We start from the raw sequence: 18,854 nt of genomic DNA, 5'->3' as shown, positions 1-18,854 counted from the left end.
TCTCGACGTCGTCAACGTCTACGCGCAGCATCCCGACGAGGTTTGAACGACGCTGGTTTGTGTGGGCTGCCCGACCGTTCACTTTGGTGGCCCGAGCCAGTTTAACTACGGGGCTGGGCAAAGCGATTACCTCCCTGACGAGTCCGGTCGGGGTAGGCGACGCTGCCGGCAACGGCGTGGCCTGGCCCATCAACGCGGACCAGGTCCGGAACCCGGCCGAATGCCCCGACGGATTCCGCAACCGGGACGGCGTTCGCTCAGCGCGGTGCGGACTCCGCTGTTCGTCGCCGTGCGTTCGCCTGCCTGAAACTCGTCGGGCGCGTCGGCGTCGGAGATCTAACTCTGTAATCGAGCCATTGGCTTGCGGAGCATTGGACCCACATGTCATCGGTGGCCAGTATGGTCCCAACCCATGCACGTGAAGTTCGGGTTGTGGCGGTTGGATGGCGGCGATGTGCGGCCAGTGGCGCCCAGTGTCATCGGGTCGGAAGACCGACTGGAGGACATCCTCGAGAGCCGGAGCGACATTTTGGGATCGGGCAACCTGCTGCTCATCGGCCGGCAGGTCGTCACCGACTACGGGAAGCGGGTCGATCTGCTGGCAATGGACGGGCAGGGGGATCTCCATGTCATCGAATTGAAGAAGGACAAGACGCCGCGCGACGTCGTCGCGCAGGCGTTGGAATACGGGTTCTGGGTTCAGAGTCTGTCATACGAGGCGATTCGAGATCTGCACGCGAAGCATCACCAGGGGCAAGACTTCGACTCGGCTTTCACCGATCATTTCGAGACGGACGTGCCTGAAACGTTGAACTCTGGACACCATCTGGTGATCGTGGCGACCGGGATGGACACGAGTACCGCCCAGATCGTGGAGTATGTCCGCGGCTACGGTGTGCCGATCAACGTGCTGTTTTTTCAGTACTTGACAGACGACAACCGGGAGTATTTGGCGCGGTCGTGGCTGAGCAACCCTGATCTCGAGCCTGCTTCCAGTGGTGCCGGAGGGAAGAAGCAACCGGCGTGGAATGGGATCGACTTCTATGTTGCCATCGGCGAGAGCCGGCACCGCAACTGGGAGGACATGCGGCGATACGGATTCGTGTCGGCAGGTCACGGGGACAAGTACCGAAAGGCGATGATGAACCTGTCCCCGGGCGCGCGGGTGTGGGCCGCGATCCCGTCGACTGGGTACGTCGGTGTGGGCGAGGTTGAGTCGACCGCCGTCCCGGTCACGGAATTCGAGGTCCAGGTGAACGGGCAGACGATGCCGATTCTGCGGGCACCACTGCGAGCTACGGATATGGAGGAGGACGCAGACGATCCTGCGCTCAGTGAATACCTTGTCCGGGTCAGGTGGATCGACACCCGCCCGCGGGAAGAGGCGGTGTGGGTGAAGGGGATGTACGCTAACCAGAACGTCGTGACCAAATTGCGGCAGCCGTTCACATTGCAGCGCCTTTCCGAGGCGTTCGACGTCGACGATTAACTCTCCGGAGTCGGGGGCTGTGCGGTGGAGCCAGCATCATCGACTTGTTTGGATCGGACGCGGAGGCCCCCGACTAGGGGGCGCTTGGGCCGTAGGGCAATCGGCCAGTCAGCGCGTCTCCCGGTGGTTTCATAGCTCCGGACCATAGGCGTCGCCGCTAATGTCGGTGCTGGAAGGGTCGAGATTATGCTCCTCGACGGGGGACGACAGGGTCCGTGGGTGTGTGTCGCGGACCCGGCCTTCTTGGGCCGATTCGTGGTAAGCGAGGTCGTGTCTGCGTTGCTGTTCGGCTCGGTATTTCGCGAGTTCTTCGCGCGTGTGGACGATCTGCTTGTGCTCGTCGGCGGTGAGGGAGTCTGCGGCAGTTCGCACGGTGCGAGTACGGTGTTCGGGTGCAGCGGAGCGAATGTGCTCCCAGGTCGATTCGGGACCAGCGAGTTGGGTGGCGCGACGGTGTGCCTCTTGGTGGGCAGCGCGTGCACGTTGGTGGTCGCGTTCGGCGATTGCCTGTTCGGCGCGTAATTGTTCGATTCCGGTTTCGAGAGTTCGGCGCTTTCCGCGCTGGATATTCGGTGCGGTGGCGAGAAGTTCGCGCAATTTTGCGAGCTTTTCGTGAGTGGTGTCGAGTTCTCGGATAGCGGCGTCGAACTCCTCGGCGGCGCTATCCGCGGCGTGGATCGCGCCTAGCGCGTCGCGGTGATGCCGGGCGAAATCGTTCGATTCCCGCTCATCGGAAGAGTGACGGGCGGGGTCCAGCATCGCTGTCTCGATCTCGGGGGTAGCAAGCGCGAGTTCGAGGTTAGTGATGTGTTCGGCAAGCTGGTCATCGGTCAGCGCAACCAGTGGGTTGTCTGCGGGTAGCGCGGTCGAGATAGGGGCGGGGGGATTGGCGCCGCGCTTTGTTGCTTCTAGTTGGTGGTTGTGGAGCCAGGTTTCGATGATGTGACGGTGCGCTGGGTTGCGGAGTGCTCGCCAGTCGCGGCGGAGGAGTGCGAGTGTGGCTTCGGGTGGGTGGGTGTTGGCGAGGTAGGTGCAGCGGGCTTCGAGGGGGTGTTGGTTGTGGTCGGGGATTCCGGTGTGGTCGTCGCGGCAGTCCGTGCAGAGGCCGTCGTCGGTGCGGCGGGGTGGGATGGGCGTGGCGTCGGCGCGGCGGCGTTCGATGCCGCAAGATACGCAGGGCAGGGTTCGAATTTCGGGGACCGCGGCACGGTCATAGTCGAGGCGATCTCGGTAAGGCTTTTCCTTTTGTTTGTCGCGATTCCATAGCCCGCCGCGGAGCGGCTGGTCGGGTGCTGTGTGGTTGTCGGGCTCGGGATTCCAAATGCCGTGCTGTGGGGACTGATCTGCTGTGCCTGGTTGGCCGGCGCTGGTGTCGAGGTAGCTGTCGGTGAGGTCGAGGCCGGCGAGGTCGGTTGCTGACATGGTGGGCGTGGGGTCGGTGGTGTCGCGGTAGCGGCTTTGATATCGGGTGCGGTAGCGGCGGGTGCGCTGGTGTGCTCGTTCGGGGCCGACGTCGTCGGCTCGGTAGACGCCGGGGTCGGTGTCGGGTGTGCAGGCGCGGATGAGTGCGACATGCTGTGGATTCTGATTCGCGAGCCATTCGAGCCGGGCTTTGGCGACCTTCCACGGACGGCCGTACAGGATTTGGGCGATTTCGGCGATAACCGAACGCTGCTCAGGGCTCGCCTGTGCGGCGACGGATCGGAACGATGTCACCGCTGCGGAGACGTTGCCTGCCCTGAAGACTTCGGCGACGGATTGGATCGCCTCGGGCAGATCATTGCTCGGTGGCGGGATGTCGGGGTGCGGGCTGGCAGCTGTGGGATTGTCGTCGTCGTTGGTGGGCATGGTCGGCTCCGGGTGGTGTTCGGATTCGGTGGGGGTTGGAGTGTGGTGGGTGAGGGCGTCGATGCGCCAGGCGAGTGCGGCGGTGAGTTGGTCGGGGCGCAGGGTGGGGGCGTCGTCGGGTTGGGCGGCGAGCAGCAGTTCGTAGGCGGTGGCGAGCAGGTCACGCGGTGTCCACGAGCTGGGGGTGGCGTGGTCGATGGCGGCGACGAGGCGCGGCCAGCCGGGGTCGGCGGTGACGTGGTCGGCGAGTTCGGCACCGAGGACGGCGTTCAGGTCGGGCAGCCACTCCGGGTGCAGGACAGCACTGTGGGGGGCGTCGAGGGCGGAGGGTTCGAGCTCGAGGCGTGCCCACAACGCGGCGGCGGGCATCTCATCGGGCAGTGGCCGGATGGCGGCGGCGGTGGTGAGCAGCGTGGTGATGTCGAGGCCGGCGCGGTGGGCGAGGTCGAGTTTGTCGGCCATGACCGGCCAGAACGGGTCGAGGGTGAGGCGGGGTTCGAGCTTTTGGGCGAGTGGCGCCCACCGGTTGGTGGCGGCGTCCGGGTCGCCGAGCAGGCGCTGGATGCGCTCGTCGAGTTCGTGTTGGTGGTCGCGTTCGAGGTTGGAGTAGCGGGCGGGCCCGGTGGGTCGGTGGTCGCGTTCGGCGACATGCAGGCCTGCACGCCAGACCGCCACCTCGCCGACGAGGTCCGTGTCGGTGGTGCTGAGGAGTGGTCGTGCCCAGGCTGGTGCGGTGGCTGGTGTCCAGTCGCGGGTGTGGTTGCGGATCTGGTCGGCGAGCTCGGTGACGATGCGCTGACGCGCCTGCAGGTGCTCGGCGAGGGGGTGATCGTCCGGGATGGGCGATATTCCGGGGAGCCAGGGCAGTGGTCCGGGGCCGGTGGAGTGGTGGCCGCTGGTGTCGAGGCGCCAGTCCAGGACGGCGGCGGGGTCGTCGGCGGTGTCGAGTTCGCGCGCGTGCGCGGCCGCGCGCAGCGCGGCGAACGCGTCGTCGCCGGTCATGGCGATGATCGCCAGGTGCTGCCGAAGGACCGGGTATGCGGGGCAGTCGGTCAACCCGGGACGGATCTGCTCGGCGGCGTTGTCGAGGCGGGCGAGCCCGTCTACGCCGAGATTGTGTTCGGCGGCGATACCGAGGGTGTCGTGATAGATGTCGACGGCACGGCCGAAACGCCGGACCGGATCGAGCGCATCCCGCAGTTGGGTGTGTGCGGATTTCTGTGCGCCGTCGCGGTCGAGAATCTGCAGGATGACCTCGACGGCGGTGCGCGGGAAGATCGCGGGTTCGGACCAGAATGACCCTTCGGTGCCGTCGAGTGCGGTGGGTAGGTAGGCGTGGTTGGCGTGTACACCGCGGGTCATGGCGACATAGAGCTGTTGGCGCGTCTCGGATCCGGTGAGCGCGATGTGGCAGGTGTCGGCGGTGATTCCTTGCGCGGAATCGATCGTGGCCGCATACCCGAGCCGCACATGGGCGCGCACGTATTCGGCGGGAAGCCACACACTCGCGCCGTGTTTTCCGCCGGATTGGCGGTGGCGGGCGGTGATACTGCCGTCGGTGTGGACGGCGGTGACGGTCCAGGTGTAGCCGTTGCGTACCCAGTCCTGGTCCCCGAGTCGCAGGCGCGGGTCGTTGTGTCGGGTGCGGATGGTGTCGCCGACTGACGCGCACAGCCCGTCGGCGAGTGGCACTTCGGCGCTCGGTGCGGCGTCGCCGCGGGTGAGTCGGTCGGCGCGGGCGCGGGCGTTGAGCGCGGTGACGGTGTCGTGGGTGGCGGCGAGCATGACGGTGTCGCGGCCGGCGAGATGATCTGCAGCCCAGGCGGTGTAGGTGTCGTCGTGGATGGCGCCGGCGTGGCCGGCGTGGATGCGGCCGTGGTCGAGATACCAGCCCAGCGCGGCCGGGTCGCCGTCGCGCAGGCCGACGCTGGCGGTGGCTTCACCGCTGGCGGCGAACCGCACCACATGGGTGAGAGTGAGGGTGTGGTCGGGTGCGGCGTCGGCCATGTCGGTGTGCGCGCCGCCGGCTTCGATGGAAGCGAGCTGGTGATCGTCACCGATGCAGCGGATCGTCGCACCCCGAGAGGTGAGGAACTGCAGCAGCGTGAGGCGTTTGTGATTGCCGAGTTTGACGTGCTCGTCGACGATCACCAACGTCTCGGCGTCGATATCGAGGATCCACTGCGGCAACGATGGCGGCAGTTCCCGGTCGAGCGCGACGTTGTTCGGGTTGGGTGTGTGGCGGGCGATGACGTCGAGGACTTTGTCGACGGTTTCCACGCGGGCACCGATCGATTCCCCGAGCACGGCTGCGGCTGCTGCGGTGGGTGCGAGGCCGAGCACGGTGCCGCCGCTGGTATGCCAGGCGGTGGTGAGGACTTTCATGGCGGTGGTTTTGCCGGATCCGGCGGGGGCGTTGGCGGTGTGGACCCGCATTCCGGAGGTCGCGAACGCCGAGATCACGCCGGCTTGGCCGGCGTTGAGCGGCCGATCCGGAAACGCGCGATTGTGGTCCTGGACCGCGGCGGTGACCAGGTCAAGGGTGACGCTGCGTCCGCCGGGTTGCACCGCGAGCTCGATCAGTGCGGCCTCGACGGCCAGCGCGGTGGTGGAGGTGTAGATCTGATCGCCCGCGCGCACGTGCACATGAGCGCCGCTGCGGCGCGCCAGTGGTCTTGGGACCTTGGCGAGGATCGGCTCGGCGGTGGTGTCCGGATCGCCGAGCGCGATCGACTGTTGCGGCGACAACGCTTCGGCAACGACTGCCGCGACGACGTGTTCCCAATCCCGGCCGGTGATCTGGCCACGGAGTTGACGTTCGGCCTCGGCGCGCACATTGTGCTCACGCCAGGTCGACCGTTGCTCGGCCACTACCTCGAGGACCTGCCGTGCGGTGCGCGTAGTCCACTCCGGTGTCGGCGTGATGCGGCCGGTCCGCGGCGGATTCAACGCCGTCATGACCATCCGAGCGAGAGCTTCCCGCGCGCCGAGCAGCGCGATTGCCTCGGTCCGCCAGCTGGCGCGCTGCTGCGCAAGCGAGCGCAGGGCGTGTTTGGCGGGCCGGGTTTCCAGCGTTGCTTGCTGGGCGAGTCGATACATTTCCGTCGGGACCGGTTCCCGCCCGAACTGCTGCTGAAACACCGCTGCGAGCTCGCCGAGTCGGATCTGCAGCGCCGCCTCGCGCTTGGACCAGGCGTCGATCAAACGCCTTGGGATGCCGATGATTTCGCGAATCGGACGCTTTCCGGGATCGGCGGCCGCGCGTGGTGCGAATTCCACGCCAACGTTGTGTTCGAGGTGGTGCTCGAGGCGGGTGTTGTAGATCTCTGACACCGTGACGACTACGCGGTAGAGGGCTGCGCCGTCGAGGGTGCGCCACAGCCCATCGAGCGTGCGGACACGATTGGCGATCAGCACGTGAGTATGCAGGTCCGGGTCGCCGGCACGACTGTCGCGATGGGTGAACCGAGCCGCGACGATCCCGTCGACATCAACCTGCCGGATACCGTTGCGTCCCAACCGCGTGAACACCGCATGCCGCTCCAGCCAGGCAAGGGCATCGTCGACGGCGGCGTGATGAGCGGCTTCGATCTTCTCCGACACCGACCGCGGCGCCAGCGCCCACAACGCGGACACCGACTTGACAGGGGAGAAGGTGAGGTCGAAACCCGCGACAGCAGTCGACCGGGGACGGGAGTTCTTGGCCACCCAACCCGACAATTCGCGCGCATCGATGGGTGCGCGCTGGTACTCGTCGGTGAACATCTCGAACGCGACGTAGCTGCGGATCCGGGCCCGTTCGTCGTCGGGAATGGCCGCAGTCGGGTCGTGTCCGTGCGTCGAATTGTGTTCCCGAAACGCGGTTTCGCAGCGTTTCCTGAATTCGGAAACCTCCGTATAGACCCGGAATGGGTTTCCCAATCGGGAGGCTTTGTTGGCTGCGCGTGCGGCGTCGGCGGGCTTGGCGCCGAGCGCGAGCTGCTGGTCGTACTCGCGAGCTTCTATGTCGTCGGCGTCGGGGTGGCGGCCCAGCCCGAACAGCGACTTCATCTGCGCTTCGGTTACTTCCGCGCCCACACCGATGCTGAGCGCGGCGAGGCCGGTACCGTGCCATCGGCCTGGTGATTCGCCGTGGGCGGAGTAGTAGTCGGACAGGCTGGCGCGGCCGCGGTCGGAATTGTCGTTCGCGGCGACATTGCGCAGGTAATACTGATAGCCGTTTCCTGCGACGACTTTATGAATCGTCGCGGTCATACCTCCAGCCAGCACCCGCGCCAGTAAGAACGCCAGCCCCGCAATTCACTTGAATAGTGGCAAACTGGCCAAAACGCCTGGTGGTTACCCAATCGTGTCCGTGCGGATGGTCGCCGAGACGCCGAAAACCGCCCCGCAAACCGTCTCTGAGCGCGGTTCGGAGGGGCGTGCTTTCGTCGCCTTTCCGGCGATAGTCCGTCTTGTGATCCTGGATGCAAGAGGTGTGCTTGTTGAGAAGGTGAGAGGAGCGGAGGGGGAGGAGGTATGTGGAAGTGGTGGGGGTTGAGATATGAGGGTCAGGTGGTGTGGGTGTCGTGTGTGGAGGCGGAGTTGATGGCGAGTTGGTTGGTGGAGTGGGCCGTCTTGTCTGATGTGGTGGCCGGTCCGCCGCGGGAGTTGTCACCGCGACGGACCGGAGTCGAGGACCGGCGCGTCGGGCCGGGCGTGCGGCCGGAGGGGAAGGAGGTGTGGAGAGTGCTCGGCGAGTGAGTGTCGGGGCCGCCGTGAGCGCGGTGGCGCTCACAGCGGCCGCGGACGCGCCTGGCTTATGCGGCGCTGTGGTGGACGGGCGGCACGGTGAGTCCGAGGGCGGTTCGGCAGGTGGTGCAGTAGCCGTCGGCGTGCACGACGGTGGTTTGGGTGCAGGCGTCGCAGCGGGTTACTCGCTGTCCGGCTCCGAGGGTGGTGCGGCGTCGCCGGGTGTGGGTGCGGTTGGCGGTCCGGGGCGCGGGGTTGGGTCGTTCGAGGTTGGCGTCCATCCAGCGGGTGATGATCCGCCAGGCTGGGCTGCCGGAGTTGGCGGAGGCGGCGCGGATGCGGTCGAGGAGGGCGCGGGCCTGGCGCGGGTAGGTGGTGGCGATGTAGGCGCAGCGGGATTCGATGAACTGGCGGGTGGTCCACTGTGCGGGCAGCGGCGGGATGCCGGGGTGGCCGTCGGCGCGGCACACATCGCAGAGCCCGTCGTCGCTGACGCAGCGTCCGTCGCGGACGTGGACTGGTCGGCGGTCGGTGTCGCTGCGGTCGATCCAGCACACGACACACGGCCACCCGAGGTAGGAGACGAGGACGGCGCGGTCGTAGTCGAGGCCGGATCCTTCCCAGGTGTCCTCGGGCTCGTCGAGCTGGTTGTAGGGGCGGGATTCGTCGTAGTTGTCGGGCACGCGCAGCCCGGTGCGGGCTGCGGCGAAGCGACGCTGGTCGCCGGTGCTTACCTTCGCCCACAGCGTGCTGTTGCGCCAGTCGGTTCGGCGCCGCGCCGGCGCGGGCTCAGCGTGCTCGCCGAGGAGGGTGCGGGCGGCGGCGTCGAGGCTGGCGTCACGGCCTGTGGGGGTGTCGGCGGCGGTGCGGTCGGTGCGCTGCGGTGGGGTGAGCAAATCCCGGGTGCGGTCGCAGTAGTCGAGGGCGACGTGGAGGAAGTAGGAGCGGTCCCACAGCGCAGCCTGCACGTGTGCCCACATCAGATGTTCGCGTTTGCGGGGATCGGATGTGACTGGACCGGTGCCGGGTTCGGTGTCGATGGCGTACAGGCGGGTCGCGGCGTAGGCGGCGAACTCGGCGTCGCCGCGGCGGTGGTGTTCTCGGGTGCGGCGATCACGGTCGCGGTGACGCAGGTCGACCGCGCCGGTGATGCCGCGGCGAGCGCGCCGGTAGGCGACGGCCTCGGGTGCGAGCCGGGCGGCGTCGGTGGCCGCTGACGGGACGGCGTGGGTGCGTTCGCCGGCGCGGCGCTGACGGATCTGGCGGCTGACCCATTCGGCGACCTCGATACCGACCTCAATCGGTGCGCCCGGGTCCGGGTGGTAGAGACCGGGATCGGTGTCGGTGATGAAATGGGCGATCAGGGCTCGGAACTCGGGTCGACTCTTGGCCATCCAGCCGAGCTGGCGGGCGGCCACGTCGAAGGGCGAGCGGGTGAACCGGTCGACGGCCTGGTCGAGCAGTTCGCGTTCGGTGTCGGAGGTGACGGTGAGCGCGGCGGTGAATCGGGCGCGTGCCGCGGTGGGGTCGGTCGCGAGCAGCTCGTCGATCTCGGCCAGCGCGAGGGTGAATGGGGTCGGCTCGACGGGGCCGGTCTGGGTTGGTGCGGTCATCACGATTCCTCTCGAGTAATGGATAGAGCCCGCCCGCCGAGGGCGCGCGCTCGAACGCACGCACCCCGGCCACAGGGCTGGGCGGCTGGTCGGTCGACCCGCCTGAGAGCCGCCGACCGGGCCGGGCCCCGACACGGTGGAGGGAACGCGGCCACGCGGGCGGCCCCGAATTTCCCGCGCACAACCCAGAAACCGCCGGATCAAGGCGTGACGGTGCGCTGGGGAATTCGGGGACGTCCGGGCGCGGGCCCGCAGCCGTGGCGGGGTCTGGTCCGGTAGCAATCGGTGGGCGGGGCGAGCGGCCAGACGGTCAGCCCTCACCCACCTCCAGTCATCACCTGTGACAGCACCGTTCGGTCAGAGCCCCGGACTGTCGTCGCCGGGACTTGCCGCGCCCCACCCCGCGTTGTTGCCGCTCCACGGATCGGCGCCGACACCTGCGCCGACCAGATCCCCCGACCGGTCCGCCGCCGCGGTCGTCGTCGCGGTGGTAGTGGCCGAGGGCCGCGGGGTGCGGGTGACTTTCGCGGTGGCGTACCGCAGCGAGGGACCGACCTCGTCGACCTCGAGGTCGATTCGGGAGCGCCGCTGCCCGTCCTCGGTGGTCCACGAATGTGACTTCAACCGGCCGAATACGATCACCCGCGAACCCCGGGTCAGTGATTCGGCCACGTTCTCGGCCATTTCCCGCCACGCGGTGCACCGCATGAACAACGCCTCACCATCGATCCACTCACCGGCGGCGCGGTTGAACACCCGCGGCGTGGAGGCCACGGTGAAATTCGCCACCGGCACACCCGCCGGGGTGTAGCGGATCTCGGGATCGGCAGTCAGATTGCCGATCAGGGGAAGGTTCGTGTCTGCGGCCATGATCAGGTATCTCCTTCGGTGACAAAACAACAGGCATTGCCCTCGGCATAGGCGGGCATGGAATACGGGGGATCCTCGGAACTGCCGCCCGGCGGTCAGATCAGGTGGATCGGGATCGAGATCGGGCGATCTGGGTGGGCACGGCGTGTTTGCCGGGCTGGGCGTGATCGGTAGTCAGGTGGACGCGTGACGGGGGAGGTCGATACCGAGCTGTGTGGCGGTGTCGATTCCGTGGTCGGCAAGTGCGCGGAGCGTTGAATGCGGGTAACCGTCGCGCAGCGCGTCGGCGAGCAGGTCTGCGAGCGGGTGATCGGGGTCGGCGGCGAATGCTGCCTTGATTGCGCTGGTGGCCAGTGATCCGTCGCCACGTAGGTAGGCGCTGTATGCGAGCAGGGCCGCAGGTTCGGCGCGCACAGCTCCGCGCAGACAGCGAGTCAGCCGCAGCCACAATGCTTCGGCAGCGTGGGCATGCTCGCCCGCCGACACCGCCAGCATGACCAGACTGACGAAACCATCGCCGACGGTGAGTGCGATCCGAGCCAGATCGTCGGAGCTGGGCTGCTCACCGCGACTGATGTCGCGGACGCGGTCGAGGATGAACTCGATCGCCTCGCGTCGAATAGCGTCGAGCTCGCCTCGGTCGCTGGCGAGGCGCCACCGTTGATGGATCTCATCGAGCGCGACCGGCAAAACGATGTCGAGCTGTGCGGCGGCGGACGAATCGAGAGCAACGAGGGCAGTGATTTCCTCCCGCGAGCGGCGTATCGGCCCGCCACTGGCGGCGGTGGCTGCGGCGACGGCGCCCGACATCGGATCTGGCAGCGTCCCAGCGATAGCCGGGTTCGTGACCGCTTGCCACGGCTCGCCCGCCTCGATCCGGGACGTGGCCCAGGCCCCGGCTACCCGCACCCCGGCGTCGGTGAACCCGTCAGTCAACATGCGCAAGAGCCGACGCTGGGTCTGCGCATCCTTTGGTGTTGCGCGGTCGTCGACGAAGACGACCATGACCGCGTCGGTGCCGCGAATGCATGCTCGCACCGCTGTACGGGCGAGGCCCTCGGGGTCGGGGCCGAGGTCGAAACGAGCGACCGTTTCGATCAGCGTTTCGCGGTCGCGGCCGGCCACGTCGCGGTGGCGCAGTGTGATCACCACCAGCGAGCGCGTCGGTGGGAACGACAGCATCGAGGGGATCGCCGCGATCAAATCGCCAGGATCGTCGACGCGAACCGTGGACTCGGACATGACACTCCTCAAGAGTCGATGAAGCGGCCAAGGCAGTGCGGCAACGGGCACAACCGCCTGGCGGACTGTCGCAGTCGCGGCGACGGGTGCACGACAGCGGGAAACCGAACGGGCGGGACCGAGCCCGTAGGCCGCGCGTAGGTGTGCGGGCGGTCGAGCTATCGGATGTCCGCCCTGTTGTGCGACGGGGCACCGTCCCGGCAGGGTGGCGGGATCGGTGCTGACGTCGATTGGCCCGCCGGACGCATGGCCTGAAACATGGTCGATCGCCGCGGTGCCGCTGCTATCGGTCGTGCTGCGCGCGCATCGGCGACCGGGTTGTGCCCTCGCCCGGCGGCAAGGCGACGGCTACACCCGGCGAGGCAGTGCCTCAGTGTCCAGACCGCGGACTCGCTCGACAAGAAATTCCAGCGCCTCCAGCAGCATTTGCTCACTGACGATGTGAGAGCCGTGTCTGGGCGACCTGTCGGTGAACACCGCCTGGCTGTCCGCTTGTGGTGTCGGGGGGACGGTGATGATGCCGCTGCGGTTCGGTGTGGTGAGACTGGTCCAGCCGCTGCCCGGATCGAGCGAGTGCAGGTGCCAGGCGTGGGCCAGTTCGCAGCCGCAATAGTGTGCGAGGGCGCTGATCTCGGCGAGCACAGGACTGTAGTCCCGGCATGGGTGCCGCCGGCATGGTCCATGGCCGTCGACGATCAGAGCGAACATCGCATCCGACTGTACGTTGCGGCCGAGCCATCGTAGGTGCGCGCGAATCTGGTCGAGATCGAACCGGCCATCGTCGTCGTAGAGCCCGAGGCGGGCGTAGCCGTGCAGATGCGCCACCGAATTCTCGGTCAGGACCACGCCGGCAAGCACGATCGCCGGCTGGTCACGGTGAGCGAGGACGTTCCAGCCTTCCTCGGCCCGTAAGCGCAGTGAGGCGATCAGTTGACCAGGGTCGTCGAATTCCACTCAGGGCTCCTTTCTCTTCCCTTGCGGTAACTCGGCTATGGGCGGGAGCGGATTCGGTGGCGCCGGAAACGTCGGGGGAGCAGCCGTGCCATCCATGCGGGCATGGGTGGTGTGGCGAGGATCGGTTGGGCGTCGAGGTGCGGGTTGTCCTCGGCCAGGTCCACGCGGAAGGTGGTGCCGAACTCATCGATGATGTCGAAGACAGTGGCCGGTGAATCCGGGTCACGCTGGATGTCCCATGCGCGGCGGGCGGCATGCAGGGGATCTCGAGCACGGATGTCGATCTGCCAGATCGCACGGTAGGAGAACAGCGTCCACCTCCACAGGTGAGTGAGCAATCAGTGATGGCCGTAGAACGCGCGCGGTCCGCGCAGAAATCGGAAACAGCTGGGATCAGGAGATCTACGTCGGCGACACCGAGTGCCGGATGCGGCGTCGGACAGGACGGATACGGTCGGCTTGCGCGGTGCGTCAACCGCCGGCGTGGCTGCGCCAAGGGGGCAGGTGATTGCCGATCGAGCGGCTTGGCAGGCTGAGGCATCGCGTTGCCCCTCTGCTCCTCGGCGGTGAAGCGGTACCGATCGTCAGCGAGGCGTGGAGTTGTGTCAGCCGAATGTGTCGGTGCCCCATGCGATCCTGGCGTTCCCGAGATGGCCCCGCGATCTGACGACCCCACTGTTCATGGTGCTACTCGGCGGCCGACGCGGCCGCTGGTAGCGCCGACCGCGTCGGCTGTGTTGAGCTCACGGCCCGATCGCCACTGGCGCCCCGACGGAGCCGACAGCGTCGAGCTGCCCGACTCGCGGGGAGCCGGGCAGCTCACGCGCGAGGCGTGTCAGGCTGCGGTGTCGATATCGATGTCGTGGTAGTCGATGTCGCCGGCCGCGGCTTGTTCGACCTCGTCGAGGGTGTAGTCCCCGCCGGCACCGACCTCGGCGAGCAGATGCAGGTAGGCCGGTGTCGTAGCGGGGTGGTCGCGCCAGAAGCTCTTGCCGAGCAGGGTCTCGTGCGCGGCGATGACCATCGTGAACGCGATCACCCAGGCCCGGTTGACCGGTGCGTCGGCGATGGCTTTGAGCAACTGCTCGCGGGAGCCACCGACACCGAGGAGCTTGGTCACCAGCTGAAGCTCGGAGGTGTCGAGTTCGCGAGCCAAGTGCTCAGCCACGAACCGCGCCGCCTGCTTCGGCGGTGTCCGCCGTTGCAGGTAGCTCGACAAGAACTCCAGCCGCCGCTTGTTGGCTGCTTCGCCCCGAATGTTGAGAGCGATGACCCGCCGCCGGGCCTGCCGCGCGGCTTCCCGAGCGGCAGCCTCGGCTTCGGCCGCGTGCACCGATTCGGGGTCATCGCCGCGCACCGTGATCGGGCGCAACCCGCTCGCATCGAGCTGATCGACGGGCAAGTAGAACGTCGGTGACCAGCGGTCGCGGCGGGTAACCGTGTCGGGGTGCCGCAACCCTGCTGCCGGTTCGGCGTCGGGTTCGCCGCGGGTGAGGTTCCAGTCGACGCTGTCGGGATCGACGAGCTCGCCGGTGGCGACGTCGACGAGGTCGGCGTCGTCCTCGACGCTCAAATGGACGGCCCAGCGAGCGGGGTCGGTGTAGATGAGGTCGGGATCCACCGGTGTGCCGTCGGTGGCTTCGAGGGCGAGGGCGGGCAGGTAGCGGGCCTGGTCTGAGGTGGTGTCGGGCTCGTCGGTGAGGACACCGAACCCGCAGAGGCCGTAGGGGAGGGCGGCGGTGAGTTGGCGGCGGGTGTAGTCGCGTTCGGCGGCGATGCGTTTGGCCACGAGCGCGAACTGGTAACGGGAGACCGATCGCAGCCGTTGCACGGCGTCGGTGTCGCCGAGGTTGTCATACTCGGCGAGGACGGCGAGTTGATCGAGGCCGAGCTGGTTGTCATCGGCGAGCTGGGCTGCGGTGGCGGACCGGCCGACGGCACCGAGTTTGCGGACTTCCGAGCGCGCGCGTTGCAGCCCGTCGGCGACGTACGTGGCCGACGCGCCGAGGTCGAGCATGAACGCGACACCGGCGGCGTAGTCGCTGTCGGTCAGGTTGATGCGGCGGACGTTGAGGTTCATCTGCCGCATGGCTCGGTCGATGCGCCTCTGCTCGCTGGTGAGGTCGGTGCGTGCCTCGGTGACCCACACCGGAATGGATGCGCAGCCGGCCTCGATCGCCGCCAGGACACGCACTTGACCGTCGAGGACGTGCAGGGTGCCGTCGGTTTCGCGTTCCACCAGCACCGGGGCTTGGACACCGAACTGGCGGACCGAGGCCACCTGATCAGGGTGGTCGGTGAGATCGATGCTGCGGCGCACGTTCTCACCGATCACCAACTCCCGCGGGTCCCGGAAATCCGCGACTGCCCCGACGGGGGGAACGACTGCTTCTGCTCCGGTGTCGGTGGATGCGTTGTCGGCGTCGACCGCGACGATTACGGTCGCGTCGGTGGCACCGCTGGCATCGCTGGGTGTCGGTGTCGGTGTCGGGAGCCGGGCGGTGTCGGGGGCCGGTTCGGCGAGGGTAGCGGTCATGGGGTTCCTCCGAGCTGTCGTCGATGGGAGCGGGCAGAGACGGGCACCGATCAGGCGCGGTCGGTGGTGCGGGCGCGGGCGACGTTGATCGGGTGCAGGCGCAGCACGTCGTATCCGTCGTCGAGGAAGGCCCAATACCGACCGCGCCACTCGGGGTACTCGCTGCGCCAGCGCGCGACGGCGTCATCGTCGGCGAGCGCCGCCACGCCGCCAGCGGCTCCGCGGTGGGAGAGCTGGTCGAACTCGGACCGGTCGATGGTCGGCACGGTCGGTGCGGCGGTGGGCATGGTGTACCTCCTGGTCGCTAGGCGGGTGAGGGCTAGGGGTGCCGCGGGCGTGCTAGTCGTGGCCGGTGAGGTGGTCGATGACCTGGGCGGGTTCGGTGACTAGGCGGGCACGGCCGTCGCGGATGAGGGTGTGGCAGCCGACCGAGGTGGCCGAGAAGATCGATCCGGGTACCGCGAACACCGGTCGTGCAAGCCGGTGCGCCCACTCGACGGTGTCGGTGCTGGCACTGCGGACAGCTGCTTCTGCGAGGACCACGCCCCGCGCGAGTGCAGTGACGAGCCGGTTGCGTTCGTAGAAGCGGGATTTGAGCGGCGGTGTACACGGCGGATACTCGGAGATGAGCAGCCCGTGCTCGGCGATGCGGCTCAACAGGTGCTGGTTGCCGGTCGGGTAAAGGCGGTCGATACCGGTCGGCAGCACCGTGATCGTGGCGCCACCGCGGTTGAGGACGCTGCGGTGGCCGTCAGTGTCGATGCCGAAGGAACCGCCGCTGATCACCGTCCACCCACAGTCGGCGAAATACCCGGCAAAGTCTTGGGCAATGTGGCGCCCGTATTCGCTGCAAGCGCGGGACCCGGTGACCGCGACCGTGCGATCGGCGAACGCGTTCATACGGCGCGGTCCGCGAACCCACAACGCCAGCGGCGCCCGCATACCCGCGTGTGGTGCATCGAGTGCGTCGAGCTGCCGGCCGGGCCACTCCTCATCGGCGGGGGTCACCAGCCGCGCACCCACGGTCGCGGCCTGCTCGAGGTCCTCGGCCGCCAACGCCGCGAGCTCGGCCGGTAGGCCATATCGGGACGGATCATCGGTGAGTTGAGCTGCGGCATCGTCGGCGCCCAGGTCGGAGACCATCGCCGCGATCGGATGGTCGGTGGTGACCGCGGCGCGGGCCAGCATGGCCCAGACATGAGGTCCCGATGGATGGTGACGTCCGGTAGATCGGTGCGCGGGTTGATTCATGAAACCTCCTGTCTGTCCATTGATTCGGACTAAAGGGCGCGGCTTCACCGCGGGCGTCTACCCGTGGATGGGACGCGGTTCGCATTTGGGCAGGCGGCGGCCGTCGAGGCGGGCACCTGGATGCTTGGCGGCGGCGGTGGTCAGCCGGTGGGTTACGGGCGTCGGGGTCGGCTGTGGTTGGTGCCGGTGGTGCGGGAAGCGGCCCAGGTGAGCCCGTCGGTGATGGTGCGGTGGGCTTCGGCCTCGGTGAATGCGTCTACCCCGACATGGATGCGGGCGGCGTCGGCCAGGATGGTGTAGGCGTGGTCGTGGTCGAGCAGTCCGGCACCGATGAGGCGACCGAGACTGTTGGCGGCGAGCAGGATTGTGCGGTGGCGGGTGCCGGTGCGGGCGGTGCGGATGCGGGCGGCCTGGTTGATCAGCGCGGCCCGCACGTAGGCATCCGGATGCGCGATCGGCTGCGACGCGCTCAGGGCTGCGGGAGTCGGTCGGGCACTGAGCAACTGAGCGAGCCAGTCGGGCAACGGGATCGGGGGTCGTTCGTCGCGGAGCTGGTATCGGCCGTGGGGCAGGGCGGATCCGGCGGCCACAACATATCCACCGTGCCCGCGGGAATCGATGCGCGGGGCCAGGCGTCCGCAGCTGTTACGCAGCCGCGGTGCCGGCGGGACCGCGTAGTAGAGGTGCATCCCGCCGGAGGGGGTGGTCACGGTGTAGGTCGGCACGGGCAGCGGCCGGTGGTGGTCCGCGGCCAGGCGTGTCAGCATCTGCTGTCCCTCCACGGCGGTGGGTGTGGTGTCGGGTTCGGGTGTGTGGTGACTGGTGTCGAGGTCGAGGACATGCAGGCGCGACGGCCCGCAGGCGATGGCGATGTTGTCGTCGGGACGGCGCCGCCACCAGGCGTGGATGCGCGCCGGGTCCCGGGTTGCGTGCTGTTCCCACCGTGCGATGACCGGGCGCTTGGAGTTCGGGTGGAGCGGGAACACCGAGAAACCCTGCTCTGCGTGGGCGAGAGCGGTCGGCAGCAACTCGCCGGTGTCGACTCCTGTCATCGACCGTTGGCCTGATTCGAGTGGGTGTTGAGGGCGGCGATGCTTGCTGCGACCTGGACAGCAGCCGTCTTGCTGGTCTCGATCCTGAAAGTGACGGTGGTGGGGTCGAATATCGCTACTTCGCCGTGGATGGGATCGTCGGGCCGGCCGAACACAGCACGGTCGGTATCGGCTGTGGTGGCGTGCAGGATGGCTGCCAGTGCGTCGAGGGTTTCGCGGCGGCGGGCGGTCGCGGCGTCGCTTGCGCGGGCCCGATTCCGGCACAGGCCGAGGGTGCGCACGTAGTGGGGAAGCAGGCGACTGGTGATAGCGGCAGCGATGTCTTCGGTGCGGCGGCCGGCGGCGACGGTGATGAAGTCCCCGCCTTCGCCCGGGTGCAAATAGCGAGCGAATTGTCCGTAGCCGGCCACCACGCGCAGGTGTCCGCGGTCGCTGAGGCGGTGGCTGTCATCGCCATGAATGATGAACAGCCGCTGCTCGTCTGGACCGATCAGCCGCGCCTGCCGGTCGATGGTGTAGCTGCGCTCGGCCGCCCATCCTGGCCCGAGGGCCGCCGCGATCGCGCGGGCGGACTCCATGAAGACAGCGTCTGCGGAAGCGGAATGGTCGGGGGTCATGGCATCGACTCCGATTAGTGAACAAACAGGGGCAGGGCCTGCGCACCGAGCACGAATAAGCGTCGTCGCGGGGGTGGCCGGCGGCTGCTTGCCACGGGCGTAGGGCGGGGACGGTGGTTGGTCGACGTCGCCGCCGGGCCGGTGTCGCGCCGACAGCAAGGGGCCGTTCGCGGGGTGGGCTGGTGTGCTGCAGAACGCCCGCTGCATCCTTTAGTGGATGCGCGCCTCGAGGTCTGTGGTGCGGCTGATTCGGCGGGCTCGGAGCAGGGCTTCATCGATGGCGTGCGCGTGCCGGTAGCTCAACGCGACGGTCACGGTGTCGACCGGTCGCCGGTCGGCGTCGTATACGTGGATGTGGAGGTGGTTGTCGCCAGGCGCCCCGCAGGTAATCGATAGCGCGGCGTCCGGCTCGATCCACGCGACCGACATCGGATACACACCGCTGTGGCTGTACCGGCGGCCGAGAACTCGGTGCCACAGAATCGAACTCAACGGCGCCTTGCGCCGCACGAAGTAGTAGCGGTACTCCCACCGCAACCTCGCCCACCCGCGAGCAAACATGACGCACCTCCTTTCAGTTGAACGTGTTGGGTCGCCCGCCGACCACGCAGGTCGACCTCGGCCTTGGTTGTTCCACAGGGGCTTCCACAG

Annotated in this window: 13 protein-coding genes; 1 reads left to right on the top strand and 12 read right to left on the bottom strand. The window is 67.9% G+C overall.

The annotated features are described in order from the left end of the window. The first annotated feature begins 412 nt into the window (after positions 1–412). The gene (locus FEK34_RS15925; RefSeq protein WP_138448557.1) at positions 413–1,489 is read left to right on the top strand and encodes a DUF91 domain-containing protein; all 1,077 of its coding nucleotides are present in this window, start codon (positions 413–415) and stop codon (positions 1,487–1,489) included. A gap of 129 nt (positions 1,490–1,618) precedes the next feature. On the opposite strand, the gene mobF is transcribed toward FEK34_RS15925, so the two are convergent. The 12 genes from mobF to FEK34_RS15865 form a co-directional block, all read right to left on the bottom strand. Next, positions 1,619–7,591 (bottom strand): MobF family relaxase, encoded by a 5,973-nt coding sequence (mobF, locus tag FEK34_RS15920; protein ID WP_138448556.1) that lies wholly within the window; start codon positions 7,589–7,591, stop codon positions 1,619–1,621. Between the two features lie 545 nt (positions 7,592–8,136). Next, positions 8,137–9,681, bottom strand: a complete 1,545-nt coding sequence (locus FEK34_RS15915) for a hypothetical protein (RefSeq protein WP_014351090.1) — start codon at positions 9,679–9,681, stop codon at positions 8,137–8,139. A 357-nt stretch (positions 9,682–10,038) separates the two neighbouring features. Further along, positions 10,039–10,551, bottom strand: a complete 513-nt coding sequence (locus FEK34_RS15910; protein ID WP_014351089.1) for a single-stranded DNA-binding protein — start codon at positions 10,549–10,551, stop codon at positions 10,039–10,041. A gap of 174 nt (positions 10,552–10,725) precedes the next feature. Continuing rightward, positions 10,726–11,754 (bottom strand): DUF4192 domain-containing protein, encoded by a 1,029-nt coding sequence (locus FEK34_RS15905; RefSeq protein ID WP_171048235.1) that lies wholly within the window; start codon positions 11,752–11,754, stop codon positions 10,726–10,728. Positions 11,755–12,141: 387 nt separating this feature from the next. Then, positions 12,142–12,747, bottom strand: a complete 606-nt coding sequence (locus FEK34_RS15900; RefSeq protein ID WP_138448554.1) for a DUF4192 family protein — start codon at positions 12,745–12,747, stop codon at positions 12,142–12,144. Positions 12,748–12,782: 35 nt separating this feature from the next. After that, positions 12,783–13,085, bottom strand: coding sequence for a hypothetical protein (locus tag FEK34_RS15895; RefSeq protein ID WP_014351086.1), 303 nt, complete (start codon positions 13,083–13,085; stop codon positions 12,783–12,785). 497 nt (positions 13,086–13,582) lie between these two features. Then, positions 13,583–15,283, bottom strand: a complete 1,701-nt coding sequence (locus FEK34_RS15890) for a ParB/RepB/Spo0J family partition protein (RefSeq protein ID WP_138448553.1) — start codon at positions 15,281–15,283, stop codon at positions 13,583–13,585. 50 nt (positions 15,284–15,333) lie between these two features. Then, the gene (locus FEK34_RS15885; RefSeq protein WP_014351084.1) at positions 15,334–15,570 is read right to left on the bottom strand and encodes a hypothetical protein; all 237 of its coding nucleotides are present in this window, start codon (positions 15,568–15,570) and stop codon (positions 15,334–15,336) included. A 52-nt stretch (positions 15,571–15,622) separates the two neighbouring features. Beyond that, the gene (dprA, locus tag FEK34_RS15880; RefSeq protein ID WP_081505400.1) at positions 15,623–16,534 is read right to left on the bottom strand and encodes a DNA-processing protein DprA; all 912 of its coding nucleotides are present in this window, start codon (positions 16,532–16,534) and stop codon (positions 15,623–15,625) included. Positions 16,535–16,686: 152 nt separating this feature from the next. Further along, the gene (locus FEK34_RS15875; RefSeq protein WP_014351082.1) at positions 16,687–17,586 is read right to left on the bottom strand and encodes a bifunctional DNA primase/polymerase; all 900 of its coding nucleotides are present in this window, start codon (positions 17,584–17,586) and stop codon (positions 16,687–16,689) included. Beyond that, on the bottom strand, positions 17,583–18,203 hold the full coding sequence (locus FEK34_RS15870; protein ID WP_138448552.1) for a hypothetical protein: 621 nt from the start codon (positions 18,201–18,203) through the stop codon (positions 17,583–17,585). The genes FEK34_RS15875 and FEK34_RS15870 overlap by 4 nt, the downstream gene beginning before the upstream one ends. Before the next feature lie 210 nt (positions 18,204–18,413). Then, positions 18,414–18,764, bottom strand: a complete 351-nt coding sequence (locus tag FEK34_RS15865) for a hypothetical protein (protein WP_014351080.1) — start codon at positions 18,762–18,764, stop codon at positions 18,414–18,416. Between the last annotated feature and the right edge of the window lie 90 nt (positions 18,765–18,854).

Origin of the sequence: Nocardia cyriacigeorgica (genome assembly GCF_005863245.1) — a bacterium.
Taxonomy (GTDB): domain Bacteria; phylum Actinomycetota; class Actinomycetes; order Mycobacteriales; family Mycobacteriaceae; genus Nocardia; species Nocardia cyriacigeorgica_C.
Note: the sequence above shows the minus strand (reverse complement) of the source record. Positions and strands in the feature narration are given on the sequence as shown.

Bases quoted from the DNA above. Each gene is read 5' to 3' on its own strand.
- FEK34_RS15925 (WP_138448557.1), top strand. From the start codon at position 413: ATGCACGTGAAGTTCGGGTTGTGGCGGTTGGATGGCGGCGATGTGCGG.
- mobF (WP_138448556.1), bottom strand. From the start codon at position 7,591: ATGACCGCGACGATTCATAAAGTCGTCGCAGGAAACGGCTATCAGTAT.
- FEK34_RS15915 (WP_014351090.1), bottom strand. From the start codon at position 9,681: ATGACCGCACCAACCCAGACCGGCCCCGTCGAGCCGACCCCATTCACC.
- FEK34_RS15910 (WP_014351089.1), bottom strand. From the start codon at position 10,551: ATGGCCGCAGACACGAACCTTCCCCTGATCGGCAATCTGACTGCCGAT.
- FEK34_RS15890 (WP_138448553.1), bottom strand. From the start codon at position 15,283: ATGACCGCTACCCTCGCCGAACCGGCCCCCGACACCGCCCGGCTCCCG.
- FEK34_RS15885 (WP_014351084.1), bottom strand. From the start codon at position 15,570: ATGCCCACCGCCGCACCGACCGTGCCGACCATCGACCGGTCCGAGTTC.
- dprA (WP_081505400.1), bottom strand. From the start codon at position 16,534: ATGAATCAACCCGCGCACCGATCTACCGGACGTCACCATCCATCGGGA.
- FEK34_RS15875 (WP_014351082.1), bottom strand. From the start codon at position 17,586: ATGACAGGAGTCGACACCGGCGAGTTGCTGCCGACCGCTCTCGCCCAC.
- FEK34_RS15870 (WP_138448552.1), bottom strand. From the start codon at position 18,203: ATGACCCCCGACCATTCCGCTTCCGCAGACGCTGTCTTCATGGAGTCC.
- FEK34_RS15865 (WP_014351080.1), bottom strand. From the start codon at position 18,764: ATGTTTGCTCGCGGGTGGGCGAGGTTGCGGTGGGAGTACCGCTACTAC.